The 26,660-nt window shown below is 40.5% G+C and carries 7 protein-coding genes; all 7 read left to right on the top strand.

Translation table 11 applies throughout. The features are described 5' to 3' along the window. The first annotated feature begins 34 nt into the window (after positions 1-34). From ABEG20_RS05165 to ABEG20_RS05195, 7 genes are read left to right on the top strand one after another with little or no spacing between them, the layout of a single operon-like run. Complete coding sequence (locus ABEG20_RS05165; protein ID WP_406826318.1) at positions 35-2,047, top strand: MupA/Atu3671 family FMN-dependent luciferase-like monooxygenase; 2,013 nt, start codon at positions 35-37, stop codon at positions 2,045-2,047. Between the two features lie 44 nt (positions 2,048-2,091). Continuing rightward, positions 2,092-3,960, top strand: coding sequence for an asparagine synthase (glutamine-hydrolyzing) (asnB, locus tag ABEG20_RS05170; protein ID WP_406826319.1), 1,869 nt, complete (start codon positions 2,092-2,094; stop codon positions 3,958-3,960). A 10-nt stretch (positions 3,961-3,970) separates the two neighbouring features. Next, on the top strand, positions 3,971-4,720 hold the full coding sequence (locus ABEG20_RS05175) for an aspartate/glutamate racemase family protein (protein ID WP_406826320.1): 750 nt from the start codon (positions 3,971-3,973) through the stop codon (positions 4,718-4,720). Continuing rightward, positions 4,705-10,860 (top strand): D-alanine--poly(phosphoribitol) ligase subunit DltA, encoded by a 6,156-nt coding sequence (gene dltA, locus ABEG20_RS05180; RefSeq protein WP_406826321.1) that lies wholly within the window; start codon positions 4,705-4,707, stop codon positions 10,858-10,860. The genes ABEG20_RS05175 and dltA overlap by 16 nt, the downstream gene beginning before the upstream one ends. Next, complete coding sequence (locus ABEG20_RS05185) at positions 10,850-15,325, top strand: SDR family NAD(P)-dependent oxidoreductase (protein ID WP_406826322.1); 4,476 nt, start codon at positions 10,850-10,852, stop codon at positions 15,323-15,325. The genes dltA and ABEG20_RS05185 overlap by 11 nt, the downstream gene beginning before the upstream one ends. A gap of 44 nt (positions 15,326-15,369) precedes the next feature. Next, positions 15,370-21,882 (top strand): amino acid adenylation domain-containing protein, encoded by a 6,513-nt coding sequence (locus ABEG20_RS05190; RefSeq protein ID WP_406826323.1) that lies wholly within the window; start codon positions 15,370-15,372, stop codon positions 21,880-21,882. 29 nt (positions 21,883-21,911) lie between these two features. Further along, positions 21,912-26,648, top strand: a complete 4,737-nt coding sequence (locus tag ABEG20_RS05195) for an amino acid adenylation domain-containing protein (protein WP_406826324.1) — start codon at positions 21,912-21,914, stop codon at positions 26,646-26,648. Positions 26,649-26,660: the final 12 nt, after the last annotated feature.

A 26,660-nucleotide genomic window follows, 5' to 3' on the forward strand; every position in this document is an offset into this window, starting at 1 on the left:
CAGCTGATACCAGCTTATTAAACCATAACCTATTATGTACCTATCAGAAAAAATAGCATACAGGACTGCTCTTGTAACAAAAGCGGCTACCCTGTCTGTCGAGTTACTTAAATCACAGATAGCTGCCATTTGTTATGGCCTGGAGAAAAAAAACATCAGGTATAATGATACTGTATTCGTGATGATCTCGGATGAAATGCAATTGCTTCCGCTCGCCTGGGCATTAATCAGATCGGGGCTTAAGAGCATATTTTATGATCCAATTAACGGATCTGATATCAGCAGTCTGGTGAGTAGCTTAAAAGCCAGGTGTATCATTGCTGCACGTTGCCACACTATTGATATCATTAATTATGAGGTAATTGCTATAGAGGATCTTATTTCATCAGAAATACTTTCGGATAAAGATCCAGAAACAATTGAACAACCATTTTCTTGGTCATTTTATAATAGTGACACGCAAAAAATATATGCATTAAGCAGTAAAGAAATAAGCGGTTTTTACAGCAAACTGGATGTAGCGGTTAACATTGAAACCGGAGATAATATACTATTATCTGAATGTTTGCCTTTTCAAAGACGTTTGCTTGAAATGATCTGGGCATCAATAAATGGATTAACAATAATAGCTGAACGCCTTGATGAGAATATACCAATAAACCGCTATAAGCAGGATAGGGAAATACTGGATATGAATTTTGGGTTATTTTATTTTGGTAGTTATGTAGAGGAAGCGGAAAAAGAACGGTATAAATTACTTTTTGATACTGCAAAATATGCTGATGATCATGGTTTTACGTCAGTTTGGACACCGGAAAGACATTTTAATGAATTTGGAGGTTTATATCCCAATCCTTCAGTAATCAGCGCTGCTCTTGCTGTAAGTACCTCAAAAGTACAAATCCGGTCGGGCAGTTTAGTGGCCCCATTGCATCATGCTGCAAGAATTGCAGAAGATTGGAGCGTGGTCGATAATTTATCTGGTGGGCGGGCTGCCATATCTTTTGCGTCAGGATGGCAATGCGACGATTTTATTTTTTTTCCGGAAAATTATAGTGTACGGCATGAGCATATGATGCTGCAATTAGATGAAGTAAGGCGCTTATGGGAAGGACAAAAAGTTACTTTTAAAAACGGACTCGGTAACGATATTCAGGTGGCCATTTATCCTAAGCCGGTTCAGAAAAAGTTACCTGTATGGATTACCGTTGCCGGAAAAGTGGAAACATTTATCGATGCAGGAAAAATCGGTGCGAACATCCTTACCCACCTGCTCTGGCAAAATACGGATGAATTGATCGAAAAAATTGCTGCATACCGTAAATCGCTTAAAGAAAATGGTTTCGATCCCAGATCCGGAATCGTTTCGGTAATGGCGCATACTTATCTTGGTGAAGACAATGAAACGGTTAAAGAAAAGGTACGCCAACCACTTAAAAATTACATCAGGTCTTCTACACAATTGATCCAGGCAATGGTAAAAAGCAATGATCAGGCAATAGCATTCAAAGATAAGGGCCGTTACGGAAGTGTAAACGGTGAAATTCCGGAACATTTGTTAGATGAACTTACCGAAATTGCATTTCAACGTTTTTTTGAACATGCCGGATTGCTGGGTACAATTGAAAAGGTAAAAGAAATGATCAGGAAATTAAAAAGCTATGATGTTGATGAGGTTGCATGTTTAACAGATTTTGGCCTGGGTAGGCAAGACATTTTACAAGGATTAACCTATTTGAATGAATTAAGAAGTTTTTATGATAAAACCACCCGCAATTCTTATCCCGTATCAATTGTTCATTGTACGCAACAATCGCTGCTGGATGCCGCTGCGAATCCTGAACTTACCGGTTTTCTATCTGCTCAGCAACAAATTATAGTAGAAGCACAGGATTTTCAAGAAATACCCAAATCATTATTATCAAAGGTGCTTATTATAAATGATGCAGACGGTGCGGGGATTGAGCAAATGGCAATTAAATCTTTTAGCTTTTCAGAAGCAGAACTGAAAACCTCATTCAATGCACTCATCAACGATGAGTTTTAAGAAAAAGATTTTTCATTTATGTATTGATTCAAAGAAAATATTTTATGTGTGGAATTGCAGGCATCTATGATGCTAAACGAAATCAGCCTATTGAACAATCCTTATTGGAAGCTATGGCCAATGAACTGATACATCGGGGACCAGACGAATTAACCTGCTTTGTTCACGATAATATAGGATTTGGTTTCAGGAGATTAAGCATTGTAGACGTTCAAAACGGACATCAGCCATTTTACAATGAAGATCAATCTGTGGTGGTTATCTGTAATGGAGAAATTTATAACTACAGAGAACTAAGGGCTGAAATGGAACAGAAGGGACACCGCTTTAAAACCAATTGCGATGTTGAAGTGATCGTTTATTTATATGCAGAATATGGCACCGGCTTTGTGAACAGGCTTAACGGGCAATTTGCTTTTTCAATATTAGATAAAAGTGATAACAGCTTGTTTCTGGCCAGAGATCATTTTGGTATATGTCCGCTTTTTTATACTCATTTTAATGGCCTTTTTATTTTTGGTTCAGAGATAAAAGCGATCATCAAACACCCTTCAGTAAAAAGAGTGGTAAATCTTGAAGGGCTCGATCAGATATTTACTTTTCCAGGGCCGGTTAGTCCGGTTACCCTATTCAAAGGTGTCCATAGTCTGGCCCCGGGGCATTGTATAAAGGTAAAGGGAGATCAGGTAGAAATTTCGGAATACTGGGACCTCGATTATCCTGAAGCGCAGGGCATGAGTGTAAAAACAGAATCTTTTTATATAGAAAAGCTGGAAGACCTTTTGCTGAAATCGGTAAAATACAGGCTTAACGCTGATGTACCCATAGGCTATTACCTGAGCGGAGGACTGGACTCTTCACTCATTGGTGCAATGATGAAAGCGATTACACCTGGGGTAGATTATCCTTCTTTTTCTATCGGTTTCCCTTCTGATGCAGAGATGAATGAAAGAAAATATCAACAGATTATGGTTGATCACCTGAAGGGAACACATACCGATATAATGTTTGATAGTGCCGAAGTGGAAAAGAGATTAAAACAAGCCGTATGGGCATCGGAGGGCGCACTTAAAGAATCTTATAATACCTGTTCGCTGGCTTTATCCCAGGCCGTAAGCAACCGTGGAATTAAGGTTATATTATCAGGAGAAGGCGCAGATGAATTTTTTGGCGGTTATATTGGCTATCGTTTCGACAAGCAGCGTAATAAACACAACGAAATAAAAGATCTGGAAGAACTACTGGAAGATGAGTATAGAAATAAACTCTGGGGCGACAGCGATTTCTTTTACGAGAAAAATTATTATGAATTTTCTACATTGAAGGCCGGACTATATTCCGGCAGACTTCGTGGAAGGCTAAAAGAGTTTGATGCCGTTGAATATCTCCTATTTAATAAGGAACGAATCCGTAACAGGCATACGTTACATAAAAGATCTTATATAGATCTCAAACTTCGCCTGTCTGATCACCTGATCTCAGACCATTGCGACCGGGTAACCAATGCAAATTCGGTAGAAGGAAGGTTTCCCTTTCTGGATATAAATCTGGTCGAGTTTGTGAAAACAATCCCGCCTGACATGAAGTTGAACGGCCTTATCGAAAAATATATTTTAAAAAAAGTCGCGTCAAAATATATACCTGAATCTATTATAAACCGGCAAAAGTTCGGCTTTATTGCACCAGGCAGCCCTTCATTATTGAGCCAGAATGTAGAGTGGATCAACGATCTGTTATCTTATGACAAAATTAAAAAACAGGGTTATTTTGACCCTGATGTAGTAGAAGTACTCAAAAAACAGTATAGCGCAAAAGGGTTCAGATTAAATTTACCCTACGACAGCGATTTTCTGATCGTGGTGTTAACATTCAATATTTTTCTGGAGCTTTTTAATATGCCCGATCTCAGTTAATAATCTTCTTATGACGGTAAAAAAGAAACTTGGTATTATTGGTGGAATGGGTTCAAGAGCTGGTGCTTGTTTTCTCCAGAAAATCATTGATTATTCACCTGCAACATCTGATCAGGAATTCCTCGAAATTATCTATCATAATAATGCGGCTATTCCTGACAGAACCAGGGCAATTGTTTATAATGAACCTTCACCTATTGACGCAATTTTAAGATCAGTAGATCTGTTTAACCGAAATGGAATAGAGGTTATTACATTGGGTTGTATTACTTCTTATTACTATTACCGGCAGATTACTGAGCATACCAGTGCCTATGTCATCAATCCGCTGCACCTCATTTTTGAATCTATTAAAGAGGATTATGCGGGGGCCTTAAGGATAGGCATACTGGCTACAACAGGTACCATCAATTCTGGATTGTTTCACCAAGAGCTGGGAAGCAACGGGCTGGATATAATTACCCTAAGCCATCATGATCAGGAGAATTTATTTATGCGCTCGGTCTACATGAAAAATGGTTTTAAATCTGCCCATATCTCTCAAGAGGCCAGAGATCTGATGAAGAGATCAATAGATAAACTTAGCGAGCAGCAGGTTGACCTCATTATTGGTGGTTGTACAGAAGTATCAGTAGCCATATCACCCGATGTGGTCGATTTTCCTTATATAGATACATTGGATCTGTTGGCCAAACGGACAGTTGATTACTGCTATAATTTAGAAAAAATTAATTATTTAAAGGAATGGATAAGAAAGTAATTCACAGCGTATTTGAAGAAGTTGTAAAAAGAAATCCTTCGCATCTTGCCATCAAAACCGAGGATATTGCGATTACTTATAATAGCCTGAATGTTTACGCGAACAGGCTGTCATCATTACTCAGATCAATCGGGTACAGCGATGGTAAAATTGTTAATGTAGTTGCACCTTCCTCCATCGCGTTGGTTGCTGCTATGCTGGGTATATTCAAGGCCGGCAATATCTACCTGCCTGTAGATTTCAGTTCTTCAGAAAAACGGCTAAAACAGATTTTTACTGATACGTTTGAAGGGATTGCAATTGTTACTTCAGCATACAAAGTACCATTATCCAGGTTCTTGATCGATCAGGAGATTGATTTAGATTACCTGATTGTTGTTGGTGAAGATGATCAGATTGAACTGTACCAGTTGCTTAACGGAGAACTTTCGACGAGGTTATTTGAAGAAACTGAAGAGTGGGAGCATAATCCTGCGCTAGCAGTAACAGGTGATAACAGCAATTATATCTTTTATACCTCGGGTTCAACAGGCGAAGCAAAAGCAATTGAAGGGCTTCATGTAAGCCTAAGTCATTTTATCCATTGGGAAATCAGGGAATTTCAGATCGACGAATCATTCCGGGTTAGCCAGCTTACCCAGGTAACCTTTGACGCTTCATTACGAGATATTTTCACAGCGCTCATTGGTGGAGGAACGCTTTGTATCCCGTCGCAAGCTACCAAAACCAATCCCGCACTACTGCTTAGCTGGTTACAAACAGAAAAAATAAACCTTGTACATTGTGTTCCTTCGCTTTTTCGCCTGCTTATCAAAGAATTGCAGGCACAGGAAAACGTCTATGATAGTGGGCATCTAACATATCTTTTAATGGCCGGTGAACTATTATATACTAAGGATATACTAAACTGGCGTAAGGTAGCAGGTACGAAAACCAAACTGGTCAACCTGTATGGCGCAACAGAAACCACAATGATCAAAACATTTTACAGAATTGAACAGATAGAGGAAATTGCTTCGTTGCCGATACCTGTTGGTGTGCCAATCAGCAATACCATTGTCGCCATTGTTAAAAATAACAATATCTGTAAGGCTGGGGAAATTGGAGAGATTTATATCAAAACCCCATTTGCCACAAAGGGATATTATAAAAATGAATTACTTACACAGGCTGTATTTGTGCCCAACCCGCTAACCAATGATGTTAAAGATATTGTTTACAAAACCGGCGATCTTGGCCGCTATCTGGCCGATGGCAATATAGAAGTACTTGGAAGGTTAGATAGCCAGGTTAAAATAAACGGTATAAGGGTAGAGTTAAATGAAATAGAAACAGCCATCATGGAACTTGATGGAATTAGCGGTGTAGTGGCGAAATCACATCGTACCGATGACAATTTCACCAGTCTTATTGCATATTATACCGGGCAGGAAAGAGATGCTGAAGCGTTCAGAAATTCGCTTAACAAAGTGCTGAACCAGCAAGTCATCCCATCTTATTTTATTTATATGGAAGAATTTCCACTAAATATGAACGGTAAAGTTGATAGAAAAGCCTTGCCAATACCGGAAAATATTGTGATGGGTGGGATTACTTTTGAAGCCCCCGTTGGAGAACTTGAAGTTACACTGGCTAAGTTCTGGAAAGAAATTCTGGGGCTGGATAAAATTGGACGAAATGTATCATTTTTCAGTATTGGCGGACATTCCCTGCGTGCCATACAACTGGCAGCCAGAATTCAGCGTGAGTTTGGGGTAAGCATAAAAATAGCTGATATCTTTTTAAATAAAACCATTAAGGAATTAGCGGCTTTTATTGCGCTGAGTACACCTGTTGGATATAAACACCTTCATGCAGCACCAACGGCACTTTCATATCCTTTATCTTCTGCCCAGCGCAGATTATGGGTATTAAGTCAGTTTGAAGGCGCCAGTCAGGCCTATAATATGCCAGGTGCATACCTGTTTGAAGGAGATTTAAGCCGGCAGGCCCTGGTGTTTGCCTTTCAACAACTAGTAGAACGTCATGAAATTCTGCGTACGGTTTTCAGGGAGGATGATCATGGTAACGTTACCCAATATATCCAAGCCAGTGATGTGGCCGGATTTAAGATCGGTTATCTCGACCTGAGAGATGAAAACGAAGCAGCAGATCGATTGGCAAGGCTTGTGCAAAGTACATTGTCAAAAACTTTTAACCTGGCGGAAGGACCGCTGATCAGGGCTAATTTATTCCAACTGGAGGATAAAAAATGGGTATTTACTTGCGTTATGCACCATATTATTAGCGATGGATGGTCAATGGGGATCTTTATCAATGAGTTGTTGCTCTATTATAATAACCATGTAAATGGATTGGAATTTTCATTGGTGCCATTACGAATACAATATAAAGATTATGCCGTATGGCAGCAGGAACAGCTCGGCGGTGCATCGTTAAACCTGCACAAAGAATACTGGCTCAACCAGTTCAAGGGAAATTTGCCGGTAATTGAACTGATGACGGATAGGCCACGACCGGCTGTAAAAACATATAATGGGCACATCGTTACCAGCAAAATGGATCAAACGGCGGTGAAAAAATTCAGGCAATTGTTAGACCGGGAAGACACTACCTTGTTTATGGGATTGGTTTCGGTATTGAATACATTGTTTTATCGTTATACCGGCCAGGAAGATATCATTATCGGAACTCCTACAGCCGGCAGAGCGCATGTTGATCTGGAAGATCAGATTGGTTTCTACTTAAATATGCTGGCACTCAGATTCCGTTTTCAAGCTGCAGATTCTTTTCTGGAACTATTGAAAGAGGTTAAACAGGTTACCCTCAGCGCTTATGAACATCAAATTTATCCTTTTGATGAGTTGGTGGATGAACTGCAGCTTCAGCGTGATATGAGCCGCAGTGCACTTTTCGATGTCATGATCATCTTGCAAAATATGAATCATGATCGCTCCGTCGCTACAGATCAGCAAAACGATCTTACCGTTAATATTTATGGCGAACAAAATCATGTGGTGAGTAAATATGATCTAACCTTCAATTTTTCGGGAGAAAATGACGCCTTGCTATTAAATGTGGAATACAATACTGATCTTTTTGATGCAGATACCATTGTTAGAATGGTGGATCATTTTAACCGTTTGCTCGAAGCGGTAAGCTTAAGCCCCGATGAATCCATTTCGAATATCAATTATTTGTCTGAACATGAGCAGTTACAGTTGCTGGAGACATTCAATGATACCGCAACTGATTACCAAGAAGAAGATACCATTGTTGATTTATTCAGAAGACAGGCTGCCTCGACTCCGGATGCCATTGCTATTGTATTCGAAGGCAATAGTTTTACCTATAAATTCCTGGATGAGCGTTCTGATCAATTATGCAGTTACCTGTTAGCAACCCACCAGATAGAAACTGATGATTTGATCGGGGTTCAACTGGACAGGAGCGAATGGCTTGTTATCTCCATATTGGGTATAATGAAAAGTGGAGCAGCTTATATTCCCATAGATCCAGAATATCCGGCAGAAAGAATAGCCTATATTGTTTCTGATAGCAGATGTAAAGCAGTATTTGATGAGACGGAATTATCTCATTTTAAAAAAGCGGCTGGCGATTGGCCTACAGGTGTTTATAAAGCGGTAAAAGCAACATCCCTGGTCTATTGCATTTATACCTCTGGTACCACAGGAAATCCAAAAGGATGTTTATTGTCGCATAAAAATGTATTGAATTTTTTTACCGGGATGAATGGTGTTTTTGGAAAGAAACCAGGCACGATGTTATCCCTTACTAATTTTACTTTCGATATTTCAGTACTGGAGTTGATCTGGACACTTACCCTGGGTTATCAGGTGATCATTCAGAAAGATGTAAGAGAACTTTTTAATGAAGAGGAAAAAGAGGAACAACCCCTTGCATTCAGTCTATTCTATTTCGGCAATGCAGGGCAGGGTGATGAAAATGATAAATATAAATTATTACTTGAAGGTGCCAAGTTCGCAGATCAACATGATTTCGTCGCAGTATGGACCCCTGAACGTCATTTCCATGAATTTGGTGGTCTCTATCCTAACCCTTCCGTATTAGGCGCCGCCCTATCTACAATCACTAATAATATCAGTATCAGGGCAGGAAGTGTAGTTTTCCCTTTGCATCATCCGTTGCGCATCGCAGAAGAATGGTCTGTTGTTGATAATCTATCTTCCGGTAGAGTTGAAATTGCTTGTGCTTCAGGATGGAATGCCAATGATTTCGTATTTGCCCCGGAAAACTTCAAAAAATCGCATGAAGTGATGTATAAGGCAATTGGTACCGTGCAGTCGTTGTGGAGGGGAGAAACCGTAGCATATGAAGACGGTAACGGAATTTCAAAAGATGTCCGGATATTTCCAAGGCCGGTACGGAAAGAACTGCCCCTTTGGATCACCGCTGCAAACAGCATCGATACTTTTATTTCTGCAGGTAAAATGGGCTTTAATGTACTTACACATTTACTTGGAGAAACCGTAGAGGGCCTAGCCCTTAAAATTGCAGCTTACCGCAAAGCTTATGAAGAATGCGGACATGATCCGAAACTGTCTAAGGTGGCGGTAATGTTACATACCTACATTGGCGAAGATCTCGAATCAACCTACGCAGCGGCTAAAATACCATTTATCAATTACCTCCGCACCTCTGCCAGCCTGTTAAAAAACCTGGCGGCTGATTTAAATATTGACATTAATGCAGAAGGTTTTTCTGAAGAAGACATGGATGCATTACTCGAACATTCTTTTAACAGGTATGTTTCTTCTGCAAGTTTGATCGGAACAAAATCTTCCTGTATGCAGATGCTGAAAAAACTCAGCCTCATTGGTGTGGATGAGATCGCCTGTTTTATTGACTTTGGAGTTGATTTTAATACTACGATTGAGGGGCTTGCAACACTTAACGAGATTAAAGCGGCCTATCATGAAATGGTTGTTGGTAAAAAGATGCGAACCTCTGCCAAACGCCAGCTCGAACAATATGAAATTACCCACCTGCAAGCCACACCTTCAATGGCAACCTTGTTACAGCCTTATCTGAGTAAGTTAAAATCAATCAGAACAATCCTTCTTGGAGGAGAAAGGCTTCCGCTATCATTGCTAAAAAAACTCTACAGGGATTTACCCGATATAGCCATTTATAATATGTACGGACCAACTGAAACAGCAATATGGTCAACTTGCTGTAAAGTAGAACAGGATGTAGATAAGATACTCATAGGTAAACCGATTGCCAATACCCAAATTTACATACTTGATAAACAGCTTAATTTATTGCCAATAGGTACCGCAGGTGAGATTTATATTGGTGGAAAGGGGGTGGCAAAAGGATATATCAATAATCCGGAACTTACAGCAGAACGTTTTATTAAAAATCCCTTTGCCCCGGGAGAACACTTTTACAGAACAGGCGATTTCGGCAAGTGGTTATCAGATGGTAATATAGACTATATCGGTCGTAAAGATGATCAGGTTAAAGTGCATGGTCATAGGATCGAACTTGGTGAGATAGAAACCGTATTGCAGCAGAATGGCCTTGTTACAGCGGCCTCCGTAATCATTACTGCGGAAAAAGAGCTCGTGGCATATGTTACCGGAACAGAGGCATTGAATGTGACTGATCTAAGGGCCGGCCTCAACAGGAAATTGCCCTCGTATATGGTACCGGGCCACTACATACAAGTAGATTATCTTCCCTTGACAGCGAGTGGAAAAGTAGACAAAAGAAAACTACAGGAAATGCAGGGCCGGCGCGTAGAAACGGCTACAACTTACATTGCACCTGGAAATGAAATAGAAAAAAGCCTGGAATTAATCTGGAAAGAAGTGCTGGGCAGAGATCGTATTGGTATAAGCGATAATTTCTTTGATATAGGTGGCAACTCAATCAAAATTGTCAGGATGATTGCCATGGTAAATAAAAAATTTGATAAAAGACTATCAGTAGCCATGGCTTTTAAAACGGGCAACATTGCCGCACTTGCAGCTTATTTGCTGGCAGGTGATGATACGCCAGATACGATAGCTGCTGAAGAAGAATTAACCATGTCTTTAAATGTAATGGAAGAAACATTCAGTTTATTAAACTACGATACAGATGAAGAATAATCAAAAATATACGGGTTTAGAAATCGCCATAACCGGAATGTCCTGTCGTTTCCCAGGGGCAGACAATTGGCGTACCTATTGGGATAACCTTATTAACGGTGTGGAGTCTATCGATTTTTTGCCGCACGATGAGCGGAAAATCCATGATGAACATTTTGTAAGGGCAGTTACACATCTGGAAAGCAAACACCATTTTGACAGTGCCTTCTTTGATTACCGTCCGGATGAAGCCAGATTAATGAATCCTCTACACCGTATTTTTCATGAATGTATCTGGGAGGCACTTGAAGATGCTGGAATAGATCCTGGCAGAAGCAAAGGCCCCATTGGCTTATATGTAGGCGGCGGAGATGATTTGCATTGGCGGCTCTATTCAAAATTGAAAAATATTAATCAGGAAATAGACGACTTTAGTCTTTACACGCTGAACAGCAGAGATTTTTTAGCCTCAACTTTATCTTATAAGCTTAATCTGAAAGGTCCTTCGTTTACCATAAATACAACTTGTTCAACCTCCCTTGTTGCGGTACATCTGGCGTGTAAAAGCCTGTTGTTAGGGGAAACCAGGGTCGCGCTTGCCGGAGGGGTAACCTTAAAAACTCATAAACAGGATGGTTATACCTATCAGGAAGGGATGATTTTTTCTAATGACGGGCATTGTAGGGCATTTGATCAGGATGCCAGTGGCACCATGATCAGTGAGGGAGCTGGTGTAGTGGTGCTCAAAAGACTAAACGATGCCCTGGAGGATGGTGATGAGATCTATTCTATTATTAAAGGCAGTGCAATCAATAACGATGGAAATAGGAAAGTTGGCTTTACGGCCGCAAGTGTAGAAGGTCAGTCAGAATGTATTAAAAAAGCACACCGGTTTTCAAAAGTAGAACCAGAATCGATCACTTACGTAGAAACACATGGAACAGGTACCCGTTTAGGAGATCCCATAGAGGTTGAAGCATTAAACCTTGCTTTTGGTAAAAAAGAAGGCCACAAGTGCGCAATAGGGTCTGTTAAAACGAATATTGGCCATACCGATACCGCTGCCGGAGTAGCAGGATTAATCAAAACTGCCCTCAGTTTGAAATATAAGTTATTGCCACCAAGTCTGAATTTTAAAGTATCTAATCCGGAAATTAATTTTTCGGACGGACCTTTTTACGTTAATACAGTATTAAAAAAATGGGAACCCTTGAATGATCTGCCGCTTCGTGCAGGTGTGAGTTCGTTTGGAATAGGAGGTACCAATGCACACCTGATACTGGAAGAACCTCCAGTTTTGGAAGATCGTGTTCAGGAAGAGACATTTCATCTGCTTACGGTTTCGGCTAAATCTGAAAATGCCCTCGCCAGGTATCTTGATAAACTGGGCACTTTTTTATCTGCAACACCAGAAATAAACCTTGCCAGCCTATCCCATACCTTTCAACAAGGCAGAAAACACTTTACTTTTCGTAAACCAATCGTTTATGAAGACCTGAATGATCTGATAGCAATCCTTCATCATAAAAAAACACCAGAGATTTTCAGGAGTGAAGATAGAAAAGGTTTGATTGTGTTTATGTTTTCGGGGCAAGGCTCTCAGTATGCAGAGATGGGAAAGGATTTGTATGTCAGCGAAGCGCTGTTCCGTGAAGAAATGGACAAAGGTTTTGACGTTATCAGGGAACTTACTGGTGAAGATTTTAAAGCGATCTGGTTTCCAGGGAATGCTGATCCTAAAAAAATCAATGAAACACGTTATGCCCAGCCACTGATCTTCCTGCTAGAATATGCACTAAGCAGCTTACTAAAATCATGGGGTATTTTGCCACAGTATATGATCGGCCATAGCATTGGCGAATATGTCGCTGCCACTTTAGCAGGTGTATTTACGCTCGAAGATGCTTTAAAAATAGTGGTCAAACGTGGTGAAATCATTAATGCCCTGCCAGGGGGTGCCATGTTAAGCATTGCCGCATCACCCAGCGAGGTTGGCCGGTACCTAAATGATCACATTTCCCTTGCAGCTATAAATGGTCCGGATCAAGTCGTTTTATCAGGAACTTTTGAAGCAATTGATGAGTTAAAAAGATTACTGGATAACGCCGGGATTTCTTTTGTAACCCTGCATACTTCACATGCTTTTCATTCTGCCATGCTCAATCCTGTATTGGATGAATTTAAAAAAACATTGCTTGAAATAGCTTTTAAAAAACCTGCGGTTCATTTTGTTTCAAATGTTACGGGTGAGTTTATTAAAGATGAAGAAGCAACCTCGGCAGATTACTGGTGTAAGCATATGCGTGAAACGGTCCGGTTTTCTGACGGGATTAAAAAAATATTGCGTCAGGACCGGCATTTGGTATTTGTAGAAATCGGAGCGGGTGCTTCATTAACTGCATTGCTTAAACAGCACGATACAGAAAATCGCAGGTTACCTGCCGTGAATATTATAAGGCCTTTTAAAGAAGCAATTAATGATGTTAAATATGCAACCAGATCACTCGGGCAATTATGGGCTTTTGGCGTTAATATGGATTGGAACTCGTATCATAAAAATGAAAAAAGAAGGAAAATCTCTGTTCCAACCTATTCGTTCGAAGCACTTTCTTACCCGGCTGAAGTTGATCCATACGATCAAAAGCTAATCGGATCTCTTGGAATTGCAACGGTAGCACAAAATTCGGAATTGAAAGACTGGATTTATTTTCCTTTATGGAAACAATCTTTATTGCCTCCAGCTTTAGAAACGCCATCCCGAAAAATATACCTGTTTTTTTCTTCGGGCGCCGATTTTACAGTGGCATTAAAAAAAGAACTGTTAAATCAGGGCCATCATGTGCTAGAAGTGAGGTTGGGCGCCGCTTTCTCAAAAAAAGAAGATGGCAGTTATACCATTTCAGCTTTGGGACCATCAGATTTTAACTTGTTGATCAGGGATATAAAACAAGAAGGTATTGAAGTAACAGATGTAATTTATTCGCTCACAACGGCTTTAGCTACTTCCTCATATTTATTGGAAGCAGAAGACGTTAACCTTAACCTCACTTATTTCTGTATCATCAGGTTGATGCAGGCCTTGCAGCAGCATGACGAGTTAAACCATAAAAATATCATCGTTTTAACCGATTCCCTGTATCAGGTCACCGGTATAGAAGATGGCATACCTCTGCAATCCTTATTGCTTGGTCCGGTAAATGTAATTCCACAGGAATATGGTATCTCCTGCCGGAATATAGATATTAACCTGAAAGAAGATGCCGAAAAACTAGCGGCTAAGCTGGTTAAGGAATTAGTTTCAACTACCGAAATGCCCCGGATTGTTGCAATTAGAAACGGATTGAGGTGGTTACCTGACTATCAGAAAAATGTACAGCCATTAAATTCCGTAACAGGAAAAATTAAACAGGGGGGGATCTATCTGATTACAGGTGGCTTAGGAAATGTAGGTTTTATACTGGCCAGACACCTGATTGAAAAATATCGGGCTAAAATCATCCTCACAGGAAGAACAACATTTTCCGGAGCATCAGCGAAGCAAGAAATAGCGCAGAAGCGTTTTGAGCTTTTAAAAGGGTTAGGTGAAGATCTCATCTATTTAAGTGTTAATGTTGCCGATAACCTTGCTTTTGAAAAGGCTGTCGAAAATGTTGAGGAAACTTTTGGCACAATTAACGGTGTAATACATGCGGCCGGAGTACTTGATAATAACCAATTTGAACTGATAGAAGACGCAACCGTAACCCAGGCTTTAACCACGTTTGCCCCTAAATTAAAGGGGATTGAAAATATTTATAATGTGTTCAAAAATAGGCAGCCGGATTTTGTGTGGATAACTTCCAGTATCTCCACTTTATTGGGGGGACTTGCATTCAGTGCATATTCTGCAGCTAATGTATATATGGATCATTTTGTCTCATCAAAGTTTGCAGAACTTCAGAACTGGAAATGTATGGGGCTGGCCGAAATGATTTTTGATGATGCCGAAAAATCCGGAGTGCACCAGGCTTTGATCCCCGCAGAAATTACAGATCTGTTCGAATGGAGTTTAAAACAGACTGATAGCCCTGTGATATTAGAAACAGCTCGCGATCTTTTTACCAGGATACGTGAAGTTTATGACATGGAAAAAGAAATGTACGCTGACCATGAACCTGAAAACCAGAATGCCTTTGGTATACTGGAACGTAATCATCTTTCCTCGGGGTACCTGGAACCTGAAACCGATACCGAAAAAAAATTAAAAGCAGTTTTCGAAAGTTTCTTTGGATTGGATATGATCGGGGTGGAGGATGATTTTTTTGAACTGGGTGGAGATTCTTTAAAAGGCATGGTGTTGTTAAAAAGAATAAAAAAAGAATTTAATATCAACCTTACCCTAAGAGATTTTATGCTGAATGTAACGATAAGAGCAATAGCAGCTAGGATCGACGAAATGGAATGGTTTAAGACCACCGTTAAAATGGATAACGAAATTACCATTTAAAGATATAAAAACCTCAACTAATTTTTAATAAACAATACGATCCTATGCAAAGCCTACTACAAAAACTTAAGGAAAATAATATTGCAATTGCACTTGATGAATCTGATCTGAAAGTGAGATTTAACGGGACTAATCTTCCTATCGAACTGATTAGGGAATTGAAAGAAAAAAAAGGTGAGTTGATTGAGTATCTGACCAATCTAAATAAAGAGGAAGAAGGGATACAGATCATTACACCAAATCCCAATGGGTATTATCCTGTTACTTCTGCGCAGCGGAGACTGTGGGTGCTGAGCCAGTTTGAAGAAGGAGGCATTGCCTATAATATGCGCGGAGGATATGTGCTTGAGGGTGAACTGGATAAACAGGCCATTTCCTTTGCTTTTGACAAATTGATTGAACGGCACGAAATACTGAGAACAGTTTTTAAGGAAAATGAGGATGGAGATATTGTTCAGGTGGTTCTTCCGACCGAAAAATCTGCTGCTGAAGTTCGTTATCACGATCTGCGTGAGAATGAACAACAACAAACTATACTAAAAAAATTGGTGCAGGATGAATTAATAACTCCTTTTGATCTGGCCAAAGGACCACTCATCAGGGCAAGCCTGAGCCAGCTCACGGATAAAAAATGGGTATTTACCTATGTAATGCACCATATTATCAGCGATGGATGGTCGATGGGCATTTTGATCAATGAACTGATGTTGATTTACAATGCTGCAGTGAAAGGAGAGAAAGAGGTATTGACTCCGCTGCGTATCCAATATAAAGATTATGCTTCATGGTTGCAGAAACAATTGAATGAGCTATCTGCTGTACATCAGAACTACTGGTTGGATCAGTTTAGTGGTGAAATTCCTATCCTCGAACTGCCGGGAGATAAATTGCGTCCTTTAATCAGAACCTATAACGGAGGAGTGGTTTATAAGGTGTTGGATGAACGGTTAACCGCAAGACTTAAAGAATACCTTAACCAGGAAAGTGCTACCCTCTTTATGGGATTACTTGCAGCTGTAAATGCACTATTGTATCGCTATACAGCCCAGGAAGATATCATTATTGGCAGTCCGGTTGCCGGCCGCGATCATGAAGATTTGGAGTCACAAATAGGATTTTATTTAAATACATTGGCTTTAAGAACCCGTTTCCGGGGTAACGAGGGCTATGCAGCATTAGTTAAAAATGTTAAGCAGGTAACGTTAAACGCTTACGAACATCAGGTATATCCATTCGAAGAGTTAGTTGATGCGTTGCAACTGGAAAGGAACATGAGCAGAAATGCCCTGTTTGATGTTTTAATCATACTACAGAATACCGATGTATGGCAACAAAATCAGCAACAAAAATTGGGAGGGATTGAGATTAGCACCTTTGAAGGAGGTGATCATGTAATCAGTAAAGCAGACCTCACCTTTGATTTTATGGAAACCAGGGCAGGACTACAATTGACAATAGAGTATAACAGTGATATTTATCATCGTGAAAGCATTGGCAGGTTGAGTGATCATTTTGAACAACTGCTGGAAAAAATGCTTTCTTCGCCAGAAGCCCCAATCAGCGAATTGATTTTCCTTACCCCTTCAGAAAAGCAAAAGCTGATGGAAGATAGTGAAGGTTTACCTGTAGCTTACACCGCAGAACAGACCTTTATTGATTGTTTTGAAAAGCAGGTGTCTTTGCATCCTGATCAGGTTGCCCTATATTACGAAAGAAATGAATACAGTTATGCAGAACTGAATCAACTGGCTAACAACCTCTCTGATTATCTTCATTCGCACGTTGATATTAAGGCTGATGACCGGATTGGTATTCTTCTTCCCAGAACAGAATGGATGCTGATCGCCATGCTTGCCGTATTAAAATCAGGCGCGGCCTATGTTCCTGTTGATCCGGATTATCCGGCAGAAAGAATTGCCTATATCCGGGAAGACAGCCAGTGCAAAGTAATGATAGATACAGATTATGTGGCTTCTTTTTTAGAAAAAGCAGGAGAATTTAATGCTCAGAATCCATCTTACCGGCCATTGCCCCAAAATCTGGCTTACGTAACCTACACTTCAGGCTCTACGGGGAAACCCAAAGGAGTAATGGTTGAACACCAAAACCTCAATGCTTTTTTTGCTAATTTTGATGCTGTATTCGGCATTAAACCAGGAATGGTTCTGGCGGCAGGTACCAGTATCACCTTTGATATTTCCGTTCTGGAACTGTTGGGCTCCCTGTCCAAAGGACTAAGTATCCGTTTGATGAATGATATTGACAACCTGGAAATTCTGGTTCAAAACAGTCCGGTAACCAACGTACTACAGATTACGCCATCTAAATTGAATCAGTTGATAGAATTAGATCCGCAAGGCTCAGGGCATCTGAACAGACTTGATGTATTGCTGATCGGTGGAGAAGCATGGACAAACAGAGATTACGACCGTTTAAAGGTAATATCCGGGCCAAAAATAATCAATGTTTACGGGCCTACTGAAACAACAATATGGAGCAGTAGCCTTGAAATCCATCAGAGTGAATCTTTATCTATCGGCTTTCCATTATCAAATGAACGCATTTACATCCTCGATCCGCAGGGTGCAATCGTACCTTATGGGGTAGCCGGTGAAATTTGTATTGCCGGTACGGGGGTAGCCCGTGGCTATATCAACCAGCCCGAACTTACTCAGACGAAATTTGTAAAAGATCCTTTTGTGTTGGATGCAAGGATGTATAAAACCGGCGATCTTGGCAGGAGAAGGGGGGATGGTTCGATTGAATTTATCGGCAGGCTTGATGACCAGGTGAAGATTCGCGGTTACCGCATTGAACCGGAAGAAATAAGAATGGCTATACAGCAGTATCCCGATATCAACTCTGTAGTTATTATGGATCAGGCAAATGCTTATGGAGAAAAAGAACTGATTGCCTTCCTGGTAAGTAAAACAACCATTGATGTAGCTGATTTGAGGGGGCATTTAAGAAAAAAGCTGCCAGAATATATGTTGCCAGGATATTTTGTGCAGCTGGACCAGTTGCCATTGACTTTAAACGGTAAAATCGACCGGAAAAAATTGGCTGAATCCATCAATGGATCACTTAAAAGAGAAGTAACTTACGTTGCACCAGGCAATTATACAGAAGAAAAGCTCGTCGAAATCTGGCAAAATATATTAGGTAGAACACAGATTGGTGTAAATGATAATTTCTTCGATTTGGGTGGACACAGCCTTAAAGCCACACGTTTATCATCTCAGCTTTATAAGCATTTTGACGTTAAGATTACGCTGAAAGAGCTCTTTGTGAGCGCTATATTGAAAGAACAGGCAGAACTGATTAAGAAAAGCCCAAAGATTTCGTTTGCGGAGATTCCGATAGCCGCATCACAGCCCTACTATCCTATTTCAGCCTTTCAGCGCAGATTATGGGTGATGAGCCAGTTTGAGGAAGGCAATGGGGCCTATAATATTCCAAGCATAAATTTTTTGGAAGGACAGCTTGATTTTTCTGCCCTCACTTATGCTTTTGATACTCTGCTGGCCAGACATGAAACTTTAAGAACTGTGTTCAAGGAAGTTGATCAGGGGATTGTAGGGCAATTTATACTTGCTCCTGAAGATATCGGATTCCATATTAACCAAATTGATTTAAGTGCTAAGCCATCACAGGAGAGTTTATTACAGGAACAGATCCGGAAAGATTTTACCCTTCCATTTGATTTTGACAAAGGGCCATTGCTACGCGTAGGTTTATATCAGCTAAACACGCAGAAATGGGCAATTACACTGGTAATGCACCATATTATCAGTGATGCCTGGTCTATGAAAGTGCTAACTGACGAACTGTTTGTTTTGTACAATGCCTACACTAACAAAAAGGATAATCCTTTGCCACCACTGCGCATCCAATACAAAGACTATACCTTATGGCAGCAAAACCGCCTTACCGCAGAATATATTGACAGTGAACGTTCCTATTGGATAAACCAGTTTTCTGGAAATTTGCCTGTATTAGAACTGCCTGGATTTCAGTCCCGTCCAATGGTTAAAACTTATAACTGCGGTACTTTAAATAAAGTTATTCCTCCGGTAATCAGTCAAGGGCTTAAAAAATTAGCCGAAGGCAATGATGTAACCTTATTTATGGCATTGTTAGGAGCCGTTAATGTATTATTGTACCGTTATACCGGTCAGGAAGATATTACCATCGGAAGTCCAATTGCCGGCCGTGAACATATAGACCTGGAAGATCAGATCGGCTTTTATGTAAATACCCTGGCGCTGCGCACAAAATTTAGCGGGGTAAATAATTTTAAAGAAATCCTTCAAGCAGTTAAAGAAGTAACATTAGGTGCCTACGAGCATCAGTTATATCCATTTGATGAACTGGTAAATGAGTTGAAACTTAGTCGGGATGCTAGTCGAAATCCTTTGTTCGATATCCAGGTAATCTTGCAGAACGTCGATCTTAACCTGCAAACCGGAACAGAGCCTGCAGCACTTGAGGTGCATCCATATGATAAAATGGAAAACCAGCGCAGCGTTTTCGATATCGTTTTTAACTTCACAGTGGTTGAAGAATCATTGGAAATGAGTATTGTGTACAATTCGGACATATATAATCAGGCTTATATTATCCAGTTGAGTACACATTTTGAACAATTATTAGAGGTGCTCATGGATGAGCAACTTAAACCGGTTAAACAATTAGATTATTTAAATGAATCAGATAAACAACAACTGATTTCCTTTTTTAATGATCAGCCTGTGCCTTACGATCAGCAGAAAACACTGGTAGATCTTTTCAGAGAGCAGGTGGCTAAAACTCCTGAAGCAACAGCGGTTGTAGCACAGGATAATTGCCTTACCTATGCAGAACTTGATCAGAAATCAGAACAGCTGGCAGCTTATCTGTTGGAAAAATACCAGCTAAAAGCTGATGATATGGTGGGTATTATGCTCAACCGATCAGAAGCATTATTGATCGGAATCCTTGGAGTATTAAAATCGGGTGCAGCTTACGTACCCATAGATGCGGCTTATCCCAAAACCCGTAAGGAATTTATTATGAAAGATACCGGGGTGAAATTACTGATCAGCCAGACCGATTATATTTTTGACCTGGACTATTACGGGGGTGATGTTTTTGCTATTGATGTGCAACTAAATGGCATCGGAATTTCAGACAAATATATTCCTGTGGTGCCTCAGCCAGCAAACCTGGCCTATGTGATATACACCTCAGGCTCTACTGGTACCCCTAAAGGTATTCTAATTGATCATGCTGCGGTTTCCAATTCTATACAGGCACAGCAATGTATTTTTAATTTGAAACCGGACGACAGAAGTCTTCAGTTTTTCTCACCTTCTTTTGATGTTTCTGTATTTGAAATCTTTATCGCATTGCTTCAGGGGGCAACGCTATACCTTACACCAGACGAGATACGGGAAGACACCATGCTGCTGGAACAATACATGAACGATCATGAGATCACGGTAGCAACTTTGCCGGCAGCCTATCTGCCATTGCTGAAAGCAGATAAATTAACTTCCTTGAAAAAATTGATCTCTGGAGGGGAGCAACCAACTCAGGATCATGTGGCGAAAATTACAGCTCATATGGATTATTTTAATGCATATGGCCCTACCGAATCCAGTATTTGCGCCACGGTACATCATATGGCAAAAGGAACGAAGAAAACCTTGAATAAAATTCCGATAGGAAAACCGATTCCTGGTGTAACACTTTATGTGCTTGATGCCGGATTAAGCCTGTTGCCATTGGGGCAAATCGGCGAACTTTATATCGGTGGTGACGGACTTGCAAAAGGTTACCTCAATAATCCGGAATTAACGGAAGATAAATTCATAGCTGATCCTTTTCATCCCGGAAAGCGGCTTTACAGAACAGGCGATCTTGCCCGTTGGCTCCCAAATGGAGAAATGGAGTTCTGCGGACGCGAAGATGAGCAGCTTAAATTAAGGGGATACCGTATAGAGGCAGGCGAAATTCAAAAAGCATTGCTCGAGTATGTTGGAATAACTGCTGCTGCGGTGTTACTTAAACCAAATAGAAATGAAGAACAGGAACTGGTCGCTTATCTTGTAGGAGAAGAAATACTAAAAACTTATGAGATCAAAAATTACCTGAGTACATTGTTACCGGCCTATATGGTTCCTGCTTACCTGGTTCAGATCGAACAGATACCGTTAACAGGAAATGGCAAGGTAGATGCCACTCAGTTACCCTCATTGGAAGATTTAGCCTTAGAAAATCCAGAAATGTATGTGGAAGCAAGTAATGAGACAGAATCGGCTTTAGTTAAGATCTGGCAACAGGTATTGGAACGTAATCAGATCGGGATCAGAGATAACTTCTTCGACCTGGGCGGAAACAGCCTTAAGGCCATCCGGATTCTTTCCAGAATCAGAGAAGACTTTAAGGTTAACTTCAAAATTGATGAACTTTTTAATAACCTCACTATTGAGTTGATCGGCAGGGAAATTATAAGGAAGAAATGGGCCGCTGATCAGACAGATTCTGTAACAGATGAAAAATCAGTCGTATTATAAACCGAATTCAGGCGCTAAGGTATTTAAACATGGAAGTAAGTACAATCATTGATGAACTCATCCGGCTTGGCATCAGCATCCGGGTATCAGAAGGTAATCTAGTTATTAAAGGTGGTGCCCGAGAAATCCCCGGCCATATACTCAGCCTACTTAAAGAACGTAAACCTGCAATTATTGCTTATTTGTTAGCTGAGAATACAGAGGGACATCAGTCCCGGTTTATTCCTGTAGCAATGGAAGAAGATGGCTACCCCTTGTCTTCATCCCAAAGCAGGTTATGGATTTTAAGCCAGATGGAAGAAGCCAGTATTGCTTACAATACGCCAGGGACTTACATCTTTGAGGGCGATCTGGATATTGTTGCGCTTCAATCTTCTTTTAAAATACTCATTGCACGTCATGAAAGTTTAAGGACCATATTTCGTGAAAACAGCAAACAACAGCTCAGACAATTTATTCTGCCTGCCGAAACGGATCAGTTTACGTTGGGTTATGTAAACCTCAGTATGGAAAAAAATGCAGATGAGCAACTAATGAAAATACTTCAGATGCAGCAGGAAGGGGTTTTTGATCTCGAAAATGGCCCTTTAATCAGGGCAACGCTGATCTGTATGGCAGATGGACGTTTTGTTTTTAATTATGTGTTGCACCATATTATTGCAGATGGCTGGTCGATGGATATCCTCATCAGGGAGTTGATCAGCTGTTATAATGCTAAGCTTAAGGGGCAGGATATCCAATTCGATACGCTTCGGATACAATATAAGGATTATGCCAGCTGGCAACAAAAAGAACTGGCTGCAGGAAACCAGCAGCACCACAAGGCCTATTGGCTTGAACAATTTAATGGTGATCTCCCCGTTCTGGAACTCATGGGCGATAAATTGCGCCCGCTAACGAAAACCTATCATGGCGCAACAAAAGGCAGGTATTTTGATGAAGCATTGATGGATAAGTTCAGAATGTTATTGCCCGGACAAAATGCTACGTTATTTATGGGGCTTTTGGCAGTTGTAAATGCACTGTTATACCGTTACTCAGCTCAAACAGATCTTATATTAGGCACTCAGATTGCGGGGCGTGAACATCCGGATCTTGAAGGCCAAATCGGTTGTTACCTGAATACACTGGCATTAAGAACCAGATTTTCAGAAAAAGATAGCTTTAACGTGTTGCTGGGTAAGGTAAAAAAAATCACATTGGAAGCCTATGAACATCAAAGTTATCCGTTTGATGATCTGGTGGATAGTCTGAATATAATTTTTAACCCAAGCCGTAATCCTCTGTTTGATGTTAGTGTGGTTTTACAGCATACAGGCAGCCCGGGTAGTACTGAAAAGCAGGAGACAGCGCATCTTGGCGAATTAGCTGTTACCAACTACAGGGAAGTGGAGAATGTAATCAGTAAATTTGATCTTGCTTTTGATTTTACGGAACTTGGCAAAGGCCTATTGGTTAATATTGTGTATAACACAGATATTTTTAACGCAGATACAATAGGGCAATTACTCCAGCACCTGGAACAGCTGATGACGGCAGTAGCCATAGATCCCGGAATTACGCTTGCTAAGCTCTCGTATCTCAGCCCGGAAGAACAAGTACATATTTTAGCGCATTTTAATGCAACTAAACTGGCCTATCCTAATGATAAAACCATTGCATCTTTATTTGATGAACAGGTAAAGCTCTATCCAGATCATATCGCTCTGATTTTCGAGGAACATACTTTAACTTACAGCGAATTGGATAAGCAATCGGCAAGCCTGGCAGCTTATTTACAAGATACCTGTATGGTAGGGATTGGTCAGTCTGTTGGCATTATGTTAGACAGGTCGGAGAAATATATCGTTGCCATTTTGGGTATACTTCGTTCAGGCGGAGCGTATGTTCCGGTAGATCCTGATTATCCGGTATCCAGAAAGGAATTCATCTTTCAGGATGCGGAAATTCAGGTTTTGATTACACAGACCGAGTACATTTTTGACCTTGATTACTATTCGGGCCATGTTTTTGCTATTGATGTACAGTTACAATCACTGGAACCTGCAAGCTCAGTTCCCTTAAAAAATACAGTAAACGACCTGGCCTATATTATGTATACTTCCGGGTCTACAGGAATGCCTAAAGGGGTAATGGTCGAACAACGTGGTGTGATCAGATTGGTAAAATCCATGAATTATGTTCATGTAGCGGTGGGTGATCGTATCCTGAGCATGTCAAACTTTTCATTTGACGGCTCAGTATTTGATATCTTTGCCAGCCTGTTAAATGGGGCTGCATTGGTTATTACCCGCAAAGAGCAGTTACTGGATTTTATGCAGCTGTCTGCCATCATTACCGGACAACAGATTTCCGTATTCTTTATCACCACGGCATTATTTAATGCACTTGCAGACAGCTCTTTTCTAACAGAACATCACTTAAAGTATATTCTTTTCGGAGGAGAGCGGGTATCTGTAGGGCATGTCAAACGTTTTAAAAACAAACATCCGCTGGTAAATTTGGTACATGTATATGGGCCTACGGAAAATACAACCTTTTCTACTTATTATCCGATTAAAAAAGTTGATGAACACCTGGGAACCATCCCAATTGGTAAACCCATTTCAAACGCGACCTGCTTTATTTTTAACGGAGAAGAAGATACCTTAACATTAGTGCCAATAGGGGTTATTGGAGAAATTTGTGTAGGTGGGGATGGGTTAGCCAGGGGTTACCTAAACAGACCTGAACTAACAATGGAAAAGTTTGTTAACAATCCTTTTTCCCCCGGAGAACGCATTTACCGTACAGGTGATCTGGGGCGCTGGCTCGCAGATGGCAGTATAGAATTTATTGGTCGCAGAGATAAACAAGTGAAAATCCGTGGACACAGAATAGAACTTGGTGAGATTGAAAGCGCCTTGCTTGAGCATCCGGATATTGAAGCTGCGGTAGTAACAGATAAAACGACTGATACCGGCCTGAAAGAACTGGTGGCCTATGTGGTATCGAGCTCAATATTAAATGTAACTGATATCCGGTCATTTTTGGGTGGGCAGTTACCCGCTTATATGTTACCCGCACAGTATGCGCGCCTTGCTGCCTTTCCGCTTAATTCAAACGGAAAAGTTGATAAGCAAAAATTGGAATTGCTTGGTAAAGAGCTGCTCGCTGCCGGAGCAACCTATATTCCGCCGGTAACCGCTACCGAACGTAAGCTGGTAAAAATTTGGGAGGAAATATTGGGCAAAAGTAATATCGGATTAAAGGATGATTACTTCGAACTTGGTGGTAGTTCGCTGATGGCTATTATCATGATCAAAAAGATAGCGGATGAATTTGGAGTTACCATCCCCGTAAAAGTTTTGTTTACCGGAAAAAATGTTGAAAGTATAATCACATTTATGGAAAGTATGGAACTGGTGAGAACACATTCGCCAGAACCGATACCTGCTGCCAACACAGATTTACAGGAAATATCTCATACTCAGGAAAATTACTTCTGCGATTGGCAGTTTGGCTCCGATCTGGTAGTGAAAGCATATTTTTATGAAAATCTTGATTTAGAATGTTTTGAGAAGGCGGTAAATCAACTGCTGGAAAGGCATGAGGTATTAAGAACACGTTTTAAATTAATTGATGGCAAATTATTTCAACAAGTATTGTCGCTGGCAGCTTTTAATTTTAAGCTGGATCGGATCATTGCCGGAAATGCTTTTAATCTTGATGATGCCATTGCTCAGGAGAGCCAGCGTATTATCAATCCTCTCGATCAGAAGCTCATTTTTGTAAAAGTATATCAGCTTAAGGATGATTCTTGCTATGTCATCGTCACTTTACACCACATCCTCACAGACGGTTATTCTACCGGCATTTTCCAAAGCGAACTTAGCAGCTTATATACCGGGGCCGCTAACGGTTTACCCGTAGTGCTAAAAGATATGCCTCATCAGTATAGCGATTTTAGCCGTTGGCAGCGTGCTTTTGTAAATTCTGTTGTAGGGTTGGAGCACCGTTCGTATTGGCTGAAGCGTTTAAAAGGCTTTGATCCAGGTCTGCAAATCCCTGTATCGGGCGTAGCTACAGGCTCACACAGCATTCAGGTAGCGATTGAAGGAGCTTTGGAAACAGAGATAACAACATTTTTAAAGCGCAATGCCCTTACGATGCCAATTTTGCTGATGGGTATATTGAGATTATTGCTATGGAGGAGCTATAAACAGCAAGATCTAACAATATTTACTACTGTTTCAGGCCGCAATTCAAAGCACTATGGTACCCTGGATGTGTCCAATATGATTGGTCTGTTTGCAGCACCATTAATGACCAGGTTTCAATTGGATAACCATAAGCCCTTATCTGTTTTTTTTGAGGAGATACGGGACAACTTTATGGAAGACCTGAGCTTTGATACTTATCCGGTAATGAAACTGATAGATGAACTACCTGACATTAACAAGGCAAACTTACTTAACACAGCTGTTTTTTTTAATTATCATAATTATGCCTACCTGAAAGAAACAGCAGATTATTCGGTTATAGAAACCGGTATAAGGGAACTGCCACAGCTTAAAGGTGCGCTCGGGATTATTGCAGAAGATTATGCTAACCGCTTGAAAATGGAGTTTATTTTTAATGCCTCCTTTTTTAACCGTGATCAGGTAACGGAGTTGAAGACACAATATTTTATGATTCTTAAACAAGTGCTCCAATTTCCAGAAATAACAGTTCATATGCTTGATGAAAACTTGAAGCATGAAATAATCAGTGACTTAAATACTTGAATAGTACGGTAA

Source organism: Pedobacter sp. KACC 23697 (assembly GCF_045348445.1).
GTDB lineage: Bacteria > Bacteroidota > Bacteroidia > Sphingobacteriales > Sphingobacteriaceae > Pedobacter.